At 71.7% G+C, this 15899-nt stretch carries 14 protein-coding genes; 9 read left to right on the top strand and 5 right to left on the bottom strand.

All coding sequences use genetic code 11. The features are described 5' to 3' along the window. Positions 1-5: 5 nt before the first annotated feature. On the bottom strand, positions 6-1427 hold the full coding sequence (locus tag ABZ880_RS07210) for a lipase maturation factor family protein (protein WP_361258245.1): 1422 nt from the start codon (positions 1425-1427) through the stop codon (positions 6-8). Between the two features lie 138 nt (positions 1428-1565). Here ABZ880_RS07210 and ABZ880_RS07205 point away from each other — a divergent pair, with 138 nt between their 5' ends. The 7 genes from ABZ880_RS07205 (at position 1566) to ABZ880_RS07175 (ending at position 9870) form a co-directional block, all read left to right on the top strand. Then, positions 1566-2729 (top strand): DUF6777 domain-containing protein, encoded by a 1164-nt coding sequence (locus ABZ880_RS07205; protein WP_361258242.1) that lies wholly within the window; start codon positions 1566-1568, stop codon positions 2727-2729. An 82-nt stretch (positions 2730-2811) separates the two neighbouring features. After that, positions 2812-4887, top strand: coding sequence for a SpoIIE family protein phosphatase (locus tag ABZ880_RS07200; RefSeq protein ID WP_361258239.1), 2076 nt, complete (start codon positions 2812-2814; stop codon positions 4885-4887). An 84-nt stretch (positions 4888-4971) separates the two neighbouring features. Then, the gene (locus ABZ880_RS07195; protein ID WP_361258236.1) at positions 4972-5835 is read left to right on the top strand and encodes a DNA-formamidopyrimidine glycosylase family protein; all 864 of its coding nucleotides are present in this window, start codon (positions 4972-4974) and stop codon (positions 5833-5835) included. Between the two features lie 137 nt (positions 5836-5972). Then, the gene (locus ABZ880_RS07190) at positions 5973-6839 is read left to right on the top strand and encodes an alpha/beta hydrolase (RefSeq protein ID WP_361258233.1); all 867 of its coding nucleotides are present in this window, start codon (positions 5973-5975) and stop codon (positions 6837-6839) included. Positions 6840-6861: 22 nt separating this feature from the next. Further along, positions 6862-7197, top strand: a complete 336-nt coding sequence (locus ABZ880_RS07185) for a hypothetical protein (RefSeq protein WP_361258230.1) — start codon at positions 6862-6864, stop codon at positions 7195-7197. A 47-nt stretch (positions 7198-7244) separates the two neighbouring features. Further along, positions 7245-8114 carry a DUF427 domain-containing protein gene (locus ABZ880_RS07180; protein ID WP_361258227.1) on the top strand — a complete coding sequence of 290 codons (870 nt, stop codon included), beginning with the start codon at positions 7245-7247 and terminating at the stop codon, positions 8112-8114. A 43-nt stretch (positions 8115-8157) separates the two neighbouring features. Beyond that, positions 8158-9870 carry an MOSC and FAD-binding oxidoreductase domain-containing protein gene (locus ABZ880_RS07175; RefSeq protein WP_361258224.1) on the top strand — a complete coding sequence of 571 codons (1713 nt, stop codon included), beginning with the start codon at positions 8158-8160 and terminating at the stop codon, positions 9868-9870. Between the two features lie 26 nt (positions 9871-9896). Here the strand turns inward: ABZ880_RS07175 and ABZ880_RS07170 are convergent, their stop codons facing one another. Then, complete coding sequence (locus tag ABZ880_RS07170) at positions 9897-11081, bottom strand: serine/threonine-protein kinase (RefSeq protein ID WP_361258222.1); 1185 nt, start codon at positions 11079-11081, stop codon at positions 9897-9899. 77 nt (positions 11082-11158) lie between these two features. Here ABZ880_RS07170 and ABZ880_RS07165 point away from each other — a divergent pair, with 77 nt between their 5' ends. Then, complete coding sequence (locus ABZ880_RS07165) at positions 11159-12049, top strand: aminoglycoside phosphotransferase family protein (RefSeq protein ID WP_361258219.1); 891 nt, start codon at positions 11159-11161, stop codon at positions 12047-12049. 18 nt (positions 12050-12067) lie between these two features. Here the strand turns inward: ABZ880_RS07165 and ABZ880_RS07160 are convergent, their stop codons facing one another. The 3 genes from ABZ880_RS07160 to ABZ880_RS07150 form a co-directional block, all read right to left on the bottom strand. Then, positions 12068-12727 carry a zf-HC2 domain-containing protein gene (locus ABZ880_RS07160; protein WP_361258216.1) on the bottom strand — a complete coding sequence of 220 codons (660 nt, stop codon included), beginning with the start codon at positions 12725-12727 and terminating at the stop codon, positions 12068-12070. Between the two features lie 152 nt (positions 12728-12879). Further along, positions 12880-13395 carry a hypothetical protein gene (locus ABZ880_RS07155; protein WP_361258213.1) on the bottom strand — a complete coding sequence of 172 codons (516 nt, stop codon included), beginning with the start codon at positions 13393-13395 and terminating at the stop codon, positions 12880-12882. Between the two features lie 156 nt (positions 13396-13551). Continuing rightward, a complete protein-coding gene (locus tag ABZ880_RS07150; RefSeq protein WP_361258210.1) occupies positions 13552-14097 on the bottom strand; it encodes a sigma-70 family RNA polymerase sigma factor in 546 nt (181 codons plus the stop codon). 234 nt (positions 14098-14331) lie between these two features. On the opposite strand from ABZ880_RS07150, the gene ABZ880_RS07145 reads away from it, so the two are divergent. Further along, the gene (locus ABZ880_RS07145) at positions 14332-15474 is read left to right on the top strand and encodes a CapA family protein (protein ID WP_361258207.1); all 1143 of its coding nucleotides are present in this window, start codon (positions 14332-14334) and stop codon (positions 15472-15474) included. Positions 15475-15899 lie beyond the last annotated feature (425 nt).

Genomic DNA, 15899 nt, shown 5'->3' with positions numbered 1-15899 from the left:
GACTCTCAGTACCGCTGCGCCACCCCCGCCAGCCGCGTAGGCGGCAAATACTCCCGCACATACGTCCGCTCCCAGCACGCCCCCGTCTCCCGCAGCTCCCGCCAGCTCGTGTACCGGTAGCGGAACAGTCGGGCGCGGATGTAGCGCGGTGGCGCGTCGGGTGGGAAGGGGGAGCGGCGAAGGAGTCGTAGCGTGTCGTGGTCGTTCTCCAGGAGCCGTTCCACCAGGGCGCCGAACCAGGCACCGGCGTAGGACGGCGAGAGCGCGGCGAACCACATCAGCCAGTCCAGGCGCAGGTGGTAGGGCGCGAACTGGCGTGGCCAGCGCCGTGGATCGCCCGGCTTGCCCTTGAACTCGTACTCCCGCCAGTCGGAGTCCTCGTGCGGTACGGCGTCGTCCGTGCCCTCGATCACCACCTCGTACCGGAGACGGCTGACGGAGCCGAACGCGCCGTAGGTGTTGACGAGGTGGAGGGGGTCGAAGGAGCGGTTCATGATCTGGCGGCGCGAGATCATGTTCGCGACCGGGCGGTAGCTGAGGCCGGCCAGCAGCGCGGCCACCGCGAGGACCACGATCTCGTACCAGAGCGGAGTCGCCGGTAGGGACGGCACGTCGGACGGGAGAGCGAGTGCCGACGTGGCCAGCACGATGGTGATCCAGTTCAGCCAGGAGAAGTTGCCCGACAGGACCAGCCACAGCTGGGTGACGATCATCAGGGACGCGGCGGCCGTGGCGATCGGCTGAGGGGTGAACAGGAGGACGGGGACGACGAGTTGGGTGACGTGGTTCGCGGCCACCTCCACCCGGTGCGCGGGCTTGGGCAGATGGTGGAAGAACCAGCTCAGCGGGCCCGGCATCGGCTGGGTCTCATGGTGGTAGTCCAGGCACGTCAGCTTCCGCCAGCACGCGTCGCCGCGCATCTTGATCAGGCCCGCGCCGAACTCCACCCGGAACAGGATCCAGCGCAGCAGGAAGAGGACCACGATCGGCGGCGCCACCTCGTCGTTGCCGAGGAAGACGGCCAGGAAGCCCACCTCCAGCAGCAGGGACTCCCAGCCGAAGGCGTACCAGGTCTGGCCGACGTTGACGACCGACAGATACAGCGCCCAGGGGACCAGCCACAGCAACATGCCTGTCCACAGCGGGAGTTGGGAGTCCAGTCCGGCGAGCAGGGCCGCCGACACCGCGCAGCCCGTCCAGCAGCAGGCCGCGAAGAAGCGGTCCGAGTAGTGGAGTTGGAACAGGCTCGGCGCCTGCTTGAAGCGCGCCCGTGCGACGAAGCGGGGGATCGGCAGCATGCCGCGCTCGCCGAGCAGCGCACGGAACTGCAGTGCCGCCGTCAGGAACGCCACGAGGTACAGGCCGGCGAGAGCCCGCTGGAAGACCAGCCGGCTCATCCAGTACTCGGGTGCGGTGAACCAGTCCACGGTGCCATGCGCTCCTCACTCCATTGTCGCGCCGAAGCGCTGCGTCACGCTCCGTGTATCCCCACTCCGCTTGCGTAACCCGAGTGAGTGAAGCAGACAATAGTGACGAACTTGCCTGATGCGAGGCGGGAGGACGAGGTGCGAACAGTCACCGGAACCTTCGCCACCGTCTGCGCGCTCACGGCGGCGCTCCTCTTCGCCGCCTGCGGCGGCAGCGGGGACAAGGACACGAAGGCGGGCGGCGAGGTCTTTCTGCAGCCCGTCGCGGCGCAGGGCCCCGACCCCTTCACCGCCTCCACCGACACCACGACGACGGCCACCCCGTCGCCCGTCACTCCCGCAACGCCGACGCCGGACGGATCCGCACAGTCGGTCTCGGGCGCCACGCCCGGTCTCTACGGCGGCACCGAGCGCGTCGGCAGTTGCGACGTCGACCGGCAGATCCGCCATCTGACCTCCGACCAGGCCAAGGCCCGTGCCTTCGCCCAGGTCGCGGGCGTCTCACCGGCGTCGGTCCCGGACTATCTGCGCGGCCTCGCCCCCGTCGTGCTGCGCGCCGACACCCGGGTCACCAACCACGGCTACCGCGACGGCCGGGCGACCGGCTTCCAGTCCGTGCTCCAGGCCGGCACCGCCGTGCTCGTCGACAACCGGGGCGTGCCCCGCGTGCGCTGCGCCTGCGGCAACCCGCTGAAGCCGGCCACCGCGACACAGGGCAACCAGGCGTCCAACGGCCGCCCCTGGTCCGGATACCGGCCCGCTCAGGTGGTCGTGGTGACGCCGGCACCCCAGGTGATCATCAACATCACGATCGTCGACATCGTCCACCACACCTGGATCGAGCGGCATGTCGGCCACGACGTCCATCACGACCACAAGGTGCCACCACCGGCACGGGTGACACCGACGCCTTCGCGGACGCCCACGCCGTCACGGACTCCCACGCCTTCGCGGACAGCGACACCTTCGCGCACACCGGCGCCGCGCCCGGACGCCGGCAAGTCCACCGCCTCGCCGCACACCAGCGCCGGCACCTCGCCCGGCGAGAGCAGCGCCTCCCCGAGCGACACGAGTTCCTCGCCGTCCGGCTCGGCCACCGACTGCGCGACCGCGACCGTGACCGTCACCCCGGGCGCCACCGACGACGTGACGACCGCGGCGCCGTCCGCCTCGCCCACCGACTGCCCGACGGCGACGGTCACCTCCACACCGCCGACCACGGCACCGCATTCCTCCGGACCGATCCCCGACGACACCGACCGCAGCATCTTCGACAGCCCCACCGACGTCTTTGACAGCTGACCGCCCACCGAGACCGGGGAGCACGGGAATTACCCCGGCCTCCCCGCTCGAAGAATCGGGCAAACCCTGGCAAGGTGGCCCCATGGCTGATCGGGGAGCGAGCACCCTGGCAGTCCCGGACGACTGGCCCGCCCACCCGGATCCGATCCTGGCGCTCAACCAGATGGGCAGCTTCGACTGGGACCTGGACACCGGCCTGTTCCACATGGACGCCCAGGCCCACGAGGTCTTCGACCTGCGCCCCGACGAGTACGACAACCACCCCGAGACCCTCGCCGTCCGGGTCCCGCCGGCCGAGGCGTACCGGCTCGACGGCCTGGTCGCCCATGCCCTCAAGGACGGCAGCGAGAACTACGGCGCCTACTTCCGCATCCGCTGCCGCGACGGCGCCATGCGCTGGACCCACACCCAGGGCTACATCCGGCGCGACGAGACGGGCCGCCCGCGCCGCATCATCGGCATCGTCCGGGACGCCACCCAGGAGCTCAGCGAGAGCCAGGACCGCCGGGAGGCGGCCGCCCAGGACGCGGCCCGACGCGAGCAGACCAACGTCGTCCAGCTCACCACCGCCGCGCTCGCGCACGCCCGTACCGTCCAGGACGTCATCGACGTCCTCAAGGACACCCACGGCCTGACCCACCTCGGTGCCACCAGCCTGGTCATGGGTCTGGTCGAGGCGGGCCGCATCCGGCTGATCGCCGAGGGCCCCGCCGGCAGCTTCGTCCCGGGCACCCTCGTCACCCGTATCGACGAGCCCTACCCGATGAGCGAGGTCGTACGGACCCTCACGCCCCGCTTCATCGAGTCCCCGGACGAGTTCGCCGAGGGCTTCCCCCTTCTGTGGCCGCACCTCACCGACCTGAACATCACCTCGGCCGCCTATCTGCCGCTGATCGTCCAGGCCCGCCCGATAGGCGCCATGGGCCTGCTCTACAACGACCGGCACGGCTTCTCGCCGGAGGACCGCAACGTCCTGGTCGCCCTCGGCAGCAGCATCGCGCAGAGCATGCAGCGGGCCATGTTCTACGAGCAGGAGAAGGACCTCGCCACCGGCCTCCAGCAGGCCATGCTGCCGCGCACCATCCCCAGCGTCCGCGGCGCCGACGTCGCCGTCCGCTACCGCTCGGCCTCCCTCGGCCGGGACATCGGCGGCGACTGGTACGACCTGATCCCGCTGCCCGGCGGCCGGGTCGGCGCCGTCATCGGCGACGTCCAGGGCCACGACACGCACGCCGCCGCCGTCATGGGCCAGCTGCGCATCGTGCTGCGCGCCTACGCCGCCGAGGGCCACACCCCGGCCACGGTCATGGCCCGCGCCTCCGTCTTCCTCCATGAACTCGACACCGACCGCTTCGCGACCTGCCTCTACGCCGAGGCCGACCTGTCCACCGGGGTCGTCCAGATGGTCCGGGCCGGCCACATCGACCCGGTGATCCGCGGCACCGACGGCAGCTGCCGCCGCATCACCGTGGAGGGCGGACTGCCGCTCGGCCTGTCCGCCGAGTTCGGGCGGCTCGAGTACCCGGTCGGCACCATCGAGCTGGACCCCGGACACACACTTCTCCTGTGCACCGACGGCCTCGTCGAACAGCCCGGCGCGGACCTCGACGACGGCATGCAGAGGCTCACCGGCCTGATCACCGGCGGCCCGGACGACGTACGCGACCTCGCGGACTGCCTGATCGACGTGGCCGAGGAACGCGGCGGCGAGGACGACGTGGCCCTGCTCCTGCTGCGCCGCCGCGGTCTGGACACCCCGCAGACCGGCGGCCGGCTCCAGCAGCACGTGGCACCCGGCGACCCCGAGGCCCTCACTCAGGCCCGGCACATGATCCGCGCCGCGGTCCGCGCCTGGGGCGCCAAGGAACGCGCCGACGAGGTCGAACTCGTCGCCGACGAAATGATCACCAACGCCCTGATGCACACCGAGGGATCGGCGATCGTCACCCTACGGGTCCTCGCCGGCAGCGACCGCCGTCTGCGCGTCGAGGTCGAGGACTCCTCCAGCGCCCTGCCCCGCCGCCGTGAGGCGGGCGAGTCGGGCGTCTCCGGCCGCGGCCTGCTCCTGGTCGACCTGCTCACGGACGTGTGGGGGGTGGAGGCGCGGGGCGGCGGCAAGTGCGTGTGGTGCGAGTTCGTGGTCCCGGAAGGGGACTGAGCACCGGGCACGGCGGGACGGATCTCCCGGTACTGCGGGTCCGACCCACCTGGCACTGTCGGTGCCGGGTGGCACTCTGGACGTATGCCGGAACTCCCCGAGGTCGAAGCGCTCAAGGACTTCCTGACCGAGCACCTGGTCGGTCACGAGATCGTGCGCGTGCTGCCCGTGGCGATCAGCGTCCTGAAGACGTACGACCCTCCGCTCTCCGCCGTCGAGGGCCGCGAGGTCGTCGCCGTGCACCGGCACGGCAAGTTCCTGGACCTCGAGACGGACGGCGGCCCGCGCTTCGTGACCCATCTGGCCCGCGCGGGCTGGCTCCACTGGAAGGACCGGCTCCCGGACGGCCCGCCCCGCCCCGGCAAGGGCCCCCTCGCGCTGCGCGTCGCGCTCGAGACGGGCGAGGGCTTCGACCTCACCGAGGCGGGCACCCAAAAACGCCTCGCCGTCTACGTCGTCCACGACCCGCAGGAGATCCCGGGCGTCGCCCGCCTCGGCCCCGACCCGCTGGCGGACGACTTCGACGAGAGCCGCTTCGCCGAACTCCTCCAACCCGAGCGCCGCCAACTCAAGGGCGCCCTGCGCGACCAGAGCCTGATCGCCGGCGTGGGCAACGCCTACAGCGACGAGATCCTCCACGCGGCGAAGATGTCCCCCTTCAAACTGGCCGCGACCCTCACGCCCGAAGAGACCACCCGTCTCTACGAGGCCCTGCGCACCACCCTCACCGAAGCGGTCGAGCGCTCCCGCGGAGTCGCGGCCGGCCGTCTGAAGGCGGAGAAGAAGAGCGGCCTGCGCGTCCACGGCCGCACCGGCGAGCCCTGCCCCATCTGCGGCGACACCATCCGCGAGGTCTCCTTCAGCGACTCCTCCCTGCAGTACTGCCCGACCTGCCAGACGGGCGGCAAGCCGCTGGCGGACCGCCGGATGTCGCGGCTTCTCAAGTAGCACCCCCACTCTCAATCTAACCCTTAATTGTCACTTGACTGGTTAGCGGTCGGATGGTTGACTCCAGCTATAACCGCTCAATGCTCGAACAGAGGTTAGATGCCGACCGGGGTCGGCCGACACCGAACGGAGCAGTCATGACGACCGTCCACCACCGTTACGCGACCGTCCGCGGGCAGCAGCTCTTCTACCGGGAGGCGGGCCCCGCCGGGGCGCCCACCGTCGTCCTCCTGCACGGCTTTCCGACCAGCTCGTTCATGTTCCGGAACCTGATCCCGCTGCTGGCCGACCGCTATCACGTGATCGCCCCCGACCATCTGGGCTTCGGCCTGTCCGACGCGCCGAGCGCGGACGAGTTCGACTACACCTTCGACGCCCTGGCGGACCTGACCCAGGGCCTGCTGACCCAGCTCGGGGTCACGAGGTTCGCCCTGTACGTGCAGGACTACGGCGCGCCCATCGGCTGGCGCCTGGCCCTGGCGAACCCGGCCGCGGTCACGGCGATCGTCACCCAGAACGGCAACGGCTACGAGGCCGGTCTCGCACCGGAGTTCTGGAAGCCGGTGCGCGAGTACTGGCAGGAGAAGAACCCGCAGACCGAGGCGGCCGTGCGCCAGGCGCTGACCCTCGAGGTCACCCGCTGGCAGTACCTGCACGGTGTGCCGGACGAGAGCCTGGTCAGCCCCGACACCTGGCACCACGACTTCGCGCTGCTGTCCCGGCCCGGCAACGACCTGGTGCAGCTGCGGCTGTTCGCCGACTACGCGGGCAACCTCCCGCTGTACCCGAAGCTGCATGCCTACCTCCGCGAGAGCGGCGTGCCGCTGCTGGCCGTCTGGGGCCGCAACGACGAGATCTTCCTCCCCGAGGGCGCGCTCGCCTTCGCCGACGACGCACCCGGCGCCGAGATCTGCCTGCTCGACGGCGGCCACTTCCTGCTCGAAAGCCACCTCGACGCCGCCGCCGGCTCCATCCGCGGCTTCCTTGAAAGGGCACTGCCGTGACCGGCCCCTGCGGGGCGAGACGGTGCTGTTCGTCGGGAGCGGCGGCGGGATCGCCCGCGCTGTCGTCCTGGCCGCCCGGGACACTGGAGCCCGCGTGGTCACCGCAGGACGCGACCGGTGCGCCCCCGCCCACGCCTACGCGGGCGAGCCCGCCCTCGCCGCCGAGGCCGTCGACCTCACCGACGAGCGTCGATCGCCGCCCTCGGCAAACGGCCCGGCACCGTCGACCACATGGTGTCCACCGCCTCGGCACGCATGTGGCCGCCTCGCCGACCCGGACCGCGACGCGGTCGGGCTCTCCTTCGACACCAGGGTCACGTCGGCCGCGACGATCACCAGCAGCGCGGCCGACACCTGAACCGCTCGCCTGACCCCCCACCCCACAGACCGGAAAGGAACGAGACGATGGGCCTCTCCTGGCAGCAAGGACCGCTCGCCCCCGGAGCGGTCGGCCGGTTCCTGGTCCCCGATCCGCTGCCCGAGCGGATGCTGTTCGCCGAGCCACTGCGCCGGCGCATGCGCGTCCGGTTCGCCGACGCGTGGATCGCCGACAGCGAGGGCGTCGTCCTGCTGCACGAGCCCGGCCGCTACCCCGTGGCCTACTTCCCGCTCGCCGACATCGCTCCCGGCGCCCTGCAGGCGACCGAGCACACCACCCGGCACCGCGACCTGGGGCCGACCGCCTGGTACACCGTCGGCGCCGGAACGCACAGCAAACCGCGCGCGGCCTGGCAGCACACCGAACTGCCCGACCACGCACAGGAGTTGAAGGGCAGGGTCGCCTTCGCCTGGCGGGCGATGGACGCCTTCTACGAGGAGGACGACCGCATCGTCGGCCACGCCGCCGACGGCCACCACCGCATCGACATCCGCCGCACCAGCCGCCACCTCGTCGTCCGCAGCGGCGAACGCGTCGTCGCCGACACCACCCGACCGCTGGTCCTGTACGAGTCCGGGTTCGCGCCCCGCTGGTACGTCCCGCGCGCCGACGTCGACGAGTCCGCGCTGACCGGGGCCGAGGGCCGGACGTTCTGCCCGTACAAGGGCCTGGCCAGTTACTACGACATCGCAGGCGCCCGTCGCGCGGCCTGGTCGTACGAGGACGCGTGGACCGAGGTACGGCGCATCTCCGGGATGGTGTCGTTCGAGCCCGACGAGATCGAGGTGCATCTCGACGGCGTCCGGCAGAGGCTGGAACCCGGCCAGACCGTCGTCCCGCACGGCGTCGACCGCAACCTCGACCTGGACGAGACGGCCGCCGCCCGGCAGCCGTGACCGGCACCGCCGCAGTGGCCGTCACCACCGGAAGGAGCGCACGATGCCGTCCTTGCTGTCGGTGAACGTCGGCCTGCCGAAGGACGTGGCATGGCAGGGCCGCACCGTCCACACCGGCGTCTGGAAGTACCCGGTGCACGGCCCCGCGATGGTCCGCCGCCTCAACATCGACGGCGACGGACAGGGCGACACCCAGGGCCACGGCGGGGAGATGCGGGCCGTGCTCGTCTACCAGATCGACTCCTACCGGCACTGGCAGGGGCACTTCGGCCGCGACGACCTCTCCTACGGCCGGTTCGGCGAGAACCTCACCGTCGACGGCCTGCCCGACGACGAGGTCTGCATCGGCGACCGGTACCGCATCGGCGAGGCCGAGTTCGAGGTCACCCAGCCACGGGTCACCTGCTACCGCGTCGGGATGCGATTCGGCGCACCGGAACTGCCCGCACTGCTGGTCAGCCACCGCCGTCCCGGCTTCTACATGCGGGTCCTGCGCGAGGGGCACATCGAGGCCGGCGACGAGATCGTCCGCACCCGGACCGGGCCCGGCGCGCTGACCGTCGCCGACACCGACGCACTGCTCTACCTCCCGGGCCGCGACCCCGCGATGCTGCGCCGCGCCCTGAACATCCCCGCCCTGAGCCCGGGTTGGCAGGGCTCCTTCCGCGAACTGCTCGACGCCGCCGAGGGCACCCCCAGCACCGACGGCCCGGCCTGGAACGGCTTCCGGGCCCTGCGCGTGACCGAGGTGGTGCGCGAGAGCACGACGGTCACCTCGATCCGCCTGGCCGCCCCCGACGGAACCCGGCTCCCGCCCGCCCGCGCGGGCCAGTACCTCACCCTGCGCATCCCCGAGGGCGCCCAATCCGCCGCCGTACGCAGCTACTCACTGTCCTCGGCGACCGATGCCGGCACCTACCGGATCAGCGTCAAGCACGAGCCGCACGGCACCGCGAGCGGCTATCTGACCACCCGGCTGCGGCCGGACACGATCCTCCAAGTCGCCGCACCCCGCGGTGAGTTCACGCTCACCGAAGGCACCGGCCCGCTGCTCCTGGTGTCCGCCGGCATCGGCCTCACCCCCGTGCTGTCGATGCTGCACGAACTCGCCGCGCGGGGCAGCGACCGCGACATCTGGTGGATCCACGGCGCCCGCAGCCCGCAGGAGCACCCGCTGGCCGCCGAGGCGCACGCCCTGCTCGCCGAACTGCCGCACGCCCACGAGCACGTGTTCTTCAGCGCGGCCACCGAAGGGGAACACACCCACGTCGGGCGCCTCACCGAGAACAGGCTGATCGCCCTGTCCGTCCCCGCCGACGCGACCGCCTACGTCTGCGGGCCCGCCTCCTTCATGGCGGACATGCGGCACGCCCTCACCACGGCCGGCATCGACCCGGCCCGCATCCACACCGAGCTGTTCGGAGCCCTGCCCGCCATCAACCCCGGCCTCACCGAGCAGCCGGCCCGACCGCCCCACCCGCCCTCGGGCCCGCCCGGCACCGGCCCGTTGGTGACGTTCGCCCGCAGCGGCCTCTCGGTGCCGTTCCCCGACGACACCCGCAGCGTCCTCGAACTCGCCGACGCCTGTGACGTCCCCGCCCGCTGGAGCTGCCGCACCGGCGTGTGCCACACCTGCACCACACCCCTGCTGTCCGGCGAAGTCACCTACGCTCCCGACCCGTTGGAGCCTCCGCCCGAAGGCGCGGTCCTCATCTGCTGCGCCCGGCCCGGCGGCGACATCGTCCTGGACATGTAGCGCCGGAGGACGTCGGCACAGCCCGGTCAGCCGTCGGAGCCCTTGCCCTTGCCGTGCTTTCCCTTGCCCTTGTGCTCCTTGCCGTCTCCGTGGTCCTCCTTCGCCGGGGGCGGTGAGGTGGTCGGGGCGGCGGGCGGCGCAGTGACGGTGGAGGTCTCGACGGCAGGCGCGGACGTGGCCGTCGTCGCTGTCGGCGAAACCGGCGTGGAAGGCTGCTGATCACCGGAGTTGAGCGACGCCCCGAGCGCCGCGGCCGCCGCGAACAGCGCCACGGCACCGGCGCCCACCGCGGCCTTCGCGGCCAGTCGGCCCCGGCCGCGCGGACGGGAGTGCGAGGCGCGGGCGCGAGCCGGAGGCCCGGACGCCACGGGCCTGAAGGCGGTGGCGGCGCCCGCCTCGGCCGGGGACGGCTCCTGCTCCTGGCCACTCAGCCGGCCGGCCGCCTCCTCCGCGGTCGGCCGCAGCGCCGGGTCCTTGGCCAGCAGGCGCAGCACGTAGTCGGACAGTGGCACGGGGATCTCGGGCCGCAGCAGGAGGGGTGCCACGGGTTCGGCGTCGACGTGCTGCTGCACCACCGCGAGCGAGGTCGCGCCGCGGAACGGTGGGCGCCCGGTGAGCAGTTCGTACAGCACGCAGCCCAGCGAGTAGACGTCGACGGCGGGTTGGGCGGGCCGGCCCAGGGCCCGCTCGGGGGCCAGGTAATCGGCGGTGCCGAGGATCTTCCCGGTCGCGGTGAGCGTGCTGGTGGCGTCGTCGGCGAAGCGGGCGATACCGAAGTCGGTGATCTTGGCGGTGCCGTCGGTGGTGAGCATCACGTTGGCGGGCTTGATGTCCCGGTGGATCACGCCCTGCCGGTGCGCAGCGGCGAGGCCGGCCGCCATCTGCGCCGCGAGGGCGGCCGCCTCGCACGGGGGCAGGGTGCCGCGCAGGGAGCGTTCCTGGGCCAGGGTCCAGCCGTCGACGAGTTCCATCACGAGGAAGAGCCGGTCGTGGTGGGTGCCGAAGTCGTACACGCCCACGACATTGGGGTGGTTGAGGCGGCCCGCGGTCTGCGCCTCCATGCGGAACCGCTCGGTGTCCGTGGCCTCTTCCGCCCGCAGCACCTTGACCGCGACGGACCGTCCGAGGACCTGGTCGGTGGCCCGCCACACATCGCCCATCGCGCCGCGCCCCAGCGGCTCGTCCAGCTCATAGCGGTCCGCCAACAACACCTGTGCACCCACTCCGCATCACGACAAAACCCCGTCGCTCTCGCTACAGCGCAACGGCGGCCCGTACTGTCACACCCGTGAACGACACCGAGATCGACGAGGCCCTGGTCCGCTCGCTTCTGCACGAGCAGCACCCGGACCTCGCGGGTCTGGGGCTGCGCCGGGTGGCGTCCGGCTGGGACAACCAACTGTGGCGTCTGGGGCAGGAGTTGGCCGTACGACTGCCGCGCACCGAGCGTGCCCCGACCCTGCTCCGCAAGGAGCACCGGTGGCTGCCCGTCCTGGCTCCGCGCCTCCCGCTCCCGGTGCCGACCCCCGTACGCGTCGGCGAACCCTCGCCCCGCTTCCCCGGCCCCTGGAACATCGCCCGATGGGTGCCCGGCGAGCCGGCCGACCGCACCCCGATCAGCGACGGCAGGCGCGCGGCCGACACTCTCGCGGGATTTCTGAGGGCACTGCACATCCCGGCACCGCCCGAGGCGCCGGCCGGCGGCGATCGCGGTGTTCCCCTCAGGACACTCGCCGACGGGTTCGCCCGGACCCTGCAATCCGTCGCCGCCCGCGTCGCCGTCGCCGACATTCAACGTATATGGGATGAAGCGGTCGCGGCACCGGACTGGCAGGGACCGCCCCTCTGGCTGCACGGCGACCTCCACCCCGCGAACGTCGTCGTCGGGGACGGGACCCTCTCCGGCGTGATCGACTTCGGGGACCTCTGCGCGGGCGATCCGGCGACGGATCTCGCGGCCGCCTGGGTGCTTCTGCCGGCCGGTGCGGCGGCCGGGTTCTTCGAGGCCTACGGGTGCACGGACGAGGCGACGCTCAGGCGGGCGCGGGGCTGGGCCGTTCTGCGGGGCCTTTCCCTCGCCGGCATCGGGCAGGCCTGGGAGCGGGGACTTCCCGGAGGGCAGCGGACCTGGGGGCCCGCGGGCCGGGCGGCGCTCGAGCGGGTTCTGACGGACCGGTGAATCCGTGAGCGCCGGGTCCTAGTGAGCCTTGAGCGTCACCAGGTGTTCCCCGTCCGACGTGCGGATCTCGTAGCGGGCGATCTCGCTCGTGTGCATCGCCGTGCTGCCCTGCATGGTGATCGCGTGGGCTTCGTGCGCGGGCACGGTCCAACTCGTCACGGTTTGCTCGGATCCGTCGCGGCCCACGGCGACGAGATGACAGTGCCGGGGGCCCGAGCCGTCCTTCACCTCGAGCTTGACCTGGCTGCCCATGTCCTCGTCCTCGGTGGTGACCTGGGCCCACACGCCCGACGTCGTGTCGGTGGTCGCGATCCGCAGGGCCACGGCCTCCTTGCCGCCGCCGTCCGACATCATCGCGAGCCCGGGCCCGGCCAGCCCGATCGCCACGGACGCGGCCACGGCGTACAGGAAGCGCCGCCGCCCGGCCCGGTGGCGCGCGGCCACCGCACCGAGCAACCGGTCCAGCAGCTGCGGGCCGGGCCGCGTCATGGGGTGCACGAACCGGGGCGTCGACCGGCGGTACAGCATCAGCTGCCGGGTGATCGGCCCGAACTCGGTCACGGAGGCCGCGCAGCGCGCGCACTCCATGAGGTGGTCCTCGAAGCGGAAGGCGTCCGCCTCGTCCAGCACGCCGAGCGCGTACGCGGCGACGTCGCGATGCCTCTCCTGGGACCTCATGCCGAATCCTCGTGCCGTTGGGTGCGGGTGGGGTTACTCCTTGCTCCCACCGGTACGCACCAGACCGCCGATTCACTCAAGGCACACACAGAATCGCAACCAAGGGATTCGGAGCGGCCCGGCCCGCGGATTGGTCCGGTTCGAAACCAGTCTCAAAAAAGGTGGATGGCGAGATGGCCGAGCGGCAGCCCCAGCTGCCATGCCTTCGTCCACACCTTCGGACCCTCGTCCTCGCCGAACACCGCGGCACCGCCCGGCACCGCGTTCAGGTCCGGCGCGAGCAACTCGGTCTCCTCCAGCCAGCGCCAGGCCGCCTCCGCCAGTTCCACGTCGGGCGCGGGCCCGCCGGACTCGGCCGCCTCGGCGGCGAGCATCGCCATCCGCTCGCCCACCCAGTCCTGCCACGGCTGGTCGTAGGCCGTCAGCGACAGCCAGTTCTCCAGTTGGGAGACCACCCGGATGCCGGAGAGTTCGCCGTCGGTGTCCGAGAGGAAGATGGTCAGCGCCAGCGCATCGCGCCCGGCGCGGAACTCGAAGGACGTCGGCGGCATCAGATCGCCCGTCCGGAGCAGCTCGTCGGCGATGTACTCGGCGTACAACCAGGCCATGGGGACGACCAGTTCACCGCCGCCGGTGCCGTCCGTGCTCTCTTGACCTCTGTGCAACATCCCTTCCTGCCTTCCTCCGGTGCGTGCGCGTCGCCCGACTCCGGGCCCCATTCGGGGGCCCCGAGCCCCCAGTCCGGAACACGGATGAAGACAGCCGATTACTCAACCGGGGTCCTCAGCAAGGCGCTTTACGGAGGTTTGACTGATCCGTTGGTTTCACCGCAGGTCGGCCGCATATCCGGGAAGCACCCGGCGCAGGGCGCGCAACGCGTAGTACGCGCGGGACTTCACCGTACCGGGCGGGATCCCGAGGGCCTCCGCGGCTTCCGCAACACTCGCCCCCTGGAAGTACACGAGCACCAGGACTTCACGGTGCTCCGGAGTGAGTGTCTTCACAGCCTCGCGTACGTCGAGGGTGGCGGCCGCCCGCTCGGCGTGGTCGCCGATCACCCGCGCGTTCTCCAGGATCGCGTCCCCGACCTCGGCCGGCCGCGCCTGCCGGGCCCGCCGCGCGTCGATGGCGAGCCGCCGCCCGACGGTCATCAGCCACGGCCGTACGGAGTCGAAGTCGTCGGCGCGCAGCGCCTCGGGATGCTGCCAGGCGCGTACGAGGGTCTCCTGCACGAGGTCCTCGGCGCGCTGCCGGTCGCCGTCGCAGAGCCGGAGGAGGAGTGCGAAGAGGGGCCGGCCGTGCTCGCGCTGCAGCGCGGCGAGCTCGTGCTCGGCGGTCGTCCCGTGCGTGAGGGTGGTTCCGGCCGTCATGGCCGTATGGCATCGCAGGGTGCCGATTTGGGACAGGGCCCGCACCGGGATCTGCGGCGGACGGTCGATCGCGTCGACGAACGGTACGACGAACGGTCCCCGACGCGCCGTGCGCCGGTCGCGGAGGCCCGTCCGTGCGCGCCGGACGGGCTAATCGGTGCCCCGGGGTTGTTTGGGGGCGCACTCAGCTTCGTACCTATTTATGGGTAAATGTGACCTCATTGGGGTGAGCTGATGATTGCACGCAGACGCCAGGTTGCCCTGGCGCTCACGGTCCTGCTGGCCGCGGGCGCCGCCTGTCAGGCCCAGCACCGCGAGGCGGCCGGCCGCCCGGCGCCGGGGGCGACCCGTGCCTTCACGCTGGTCGCCTCCGGTGACGTCCTCCCGCACAGCTCGATCATCGACCGTGCCCGCTTCGACGCGGGCGGTGCCGGCTACGACTTCCGGCCCATGTTCTCCGGCATCAGACCTGTCGTCTCCCGGGCCGATCTGGCGCTGTGTCACATGGAGACCGTCTACGGCGCGAACGGCGACTACTCCGGCTACCCCACCTTCAAATCCCCGCCCGAGGTCGCCCAGGCCCTCGCCGCCGCCGGCTACGACGGCTGCTCCACCGCCTCCAACCACAGCCTCGACGACGGCTGCTACGGCATCCTGCGCACCCTCGACGCCCTCGACCGGGCGGGTGTGCGGCACGCCGGTACGGCGCGCACCGAGGCGGAGGCGCGCACCGTCACCGTCCTGCGCGCGGGCGGGGCGAGGGTCGCCCACCTCGCCTACACCTACGACACCAACGGCTTCGCGCTGCCTCAGGGCGAGCCGTGGGCGGTCAACCTCATCGACGAGAACAGGATCGTCGCGGACGCCCGGGCCGCCCGGAAGGCGGGCGCCGACGTGGTCGTCGTCTCCCTGCACTGGGGCACCGAATGGCAGGACGACCCCGACCAGCAGCAGCTCGCCCTGGCCCAGCAGCTCACCGCCTCCCGCACGGGCGGCCGCCCCGACATCGACCTCATCCTCGGCACCCACGCCCACATCCCGCAGGCGTACGAGAAGGTCAACGGCACCTGGGTGGTCTACGGCATGGGCGACCAGATCGCCGGCGAGATGTACAACCACCAGGGCGTCCAGGACCCGCGCGGCAACGAGTCCAGCATCGCCCGCTTCACCTTCGCCCCGCCCGCGCGGCCGGGCAGCCGCTGGGAGGTGACCAGGGCCGAGTTCATTCCCCAGCAGTTCGACATCGACGCCGGCCGCGCGGTCGACCTCAACCAGGCGCTCAAGCAGGGCGCCGACGTACGAGGAGTACGCGACCGCATCCGGGACGTCGTCCTCAGCCGCGGCGCGGCGAAGGACGGGCTGGTGATGGGGGACTAGGGCTCTTCTGATGGATCTCCGCGGCGTCGCGACGCCCGGCACGCCGAGAGCACGCACCGAACGCTGCTCCTTCTCCCACGGAGATCCATCAGAAGAGCCCTGGGCCGGCGGGGGAGCGGGTCAGTCCGCTCTACCTTCTTGATCGGGTTGATCGAGCCATTCGTAGGGTTGGGTCGCCCAGGGGTGCTGGGTGTGGCTATCAGTCCGCTGCCGTCCGTGGCATTCGACGCTTCGCCGCCCGGCACCCCACGACGACTCGGCCGCCGATTAGGAAGTGCGAACCAGTCGCTGAGTAGAGCAATGCCGGCGAGGTCGTCCGTGGCACGAACAGAACGAACACGCATGTCAGGAGCACGATGAGCCGGATATGGGCGGGGATCGACAGCGGCAAGGGCCACCATCACGGCCTTGCCCTGGACACGAAC

The organism is Streptomyces sp. NPDC047043, assembly GCF_040644055.1.
Lineage (GTDB): Bacteria > Actinomycetota > Actinomycetes > Streptomycetales > Streptomycetaceae > Streptomyces.
Note: the sequence above shows the minus strand (reverse complement) of the source record. Positions and strands in the feature narration are given on the sequence as shown.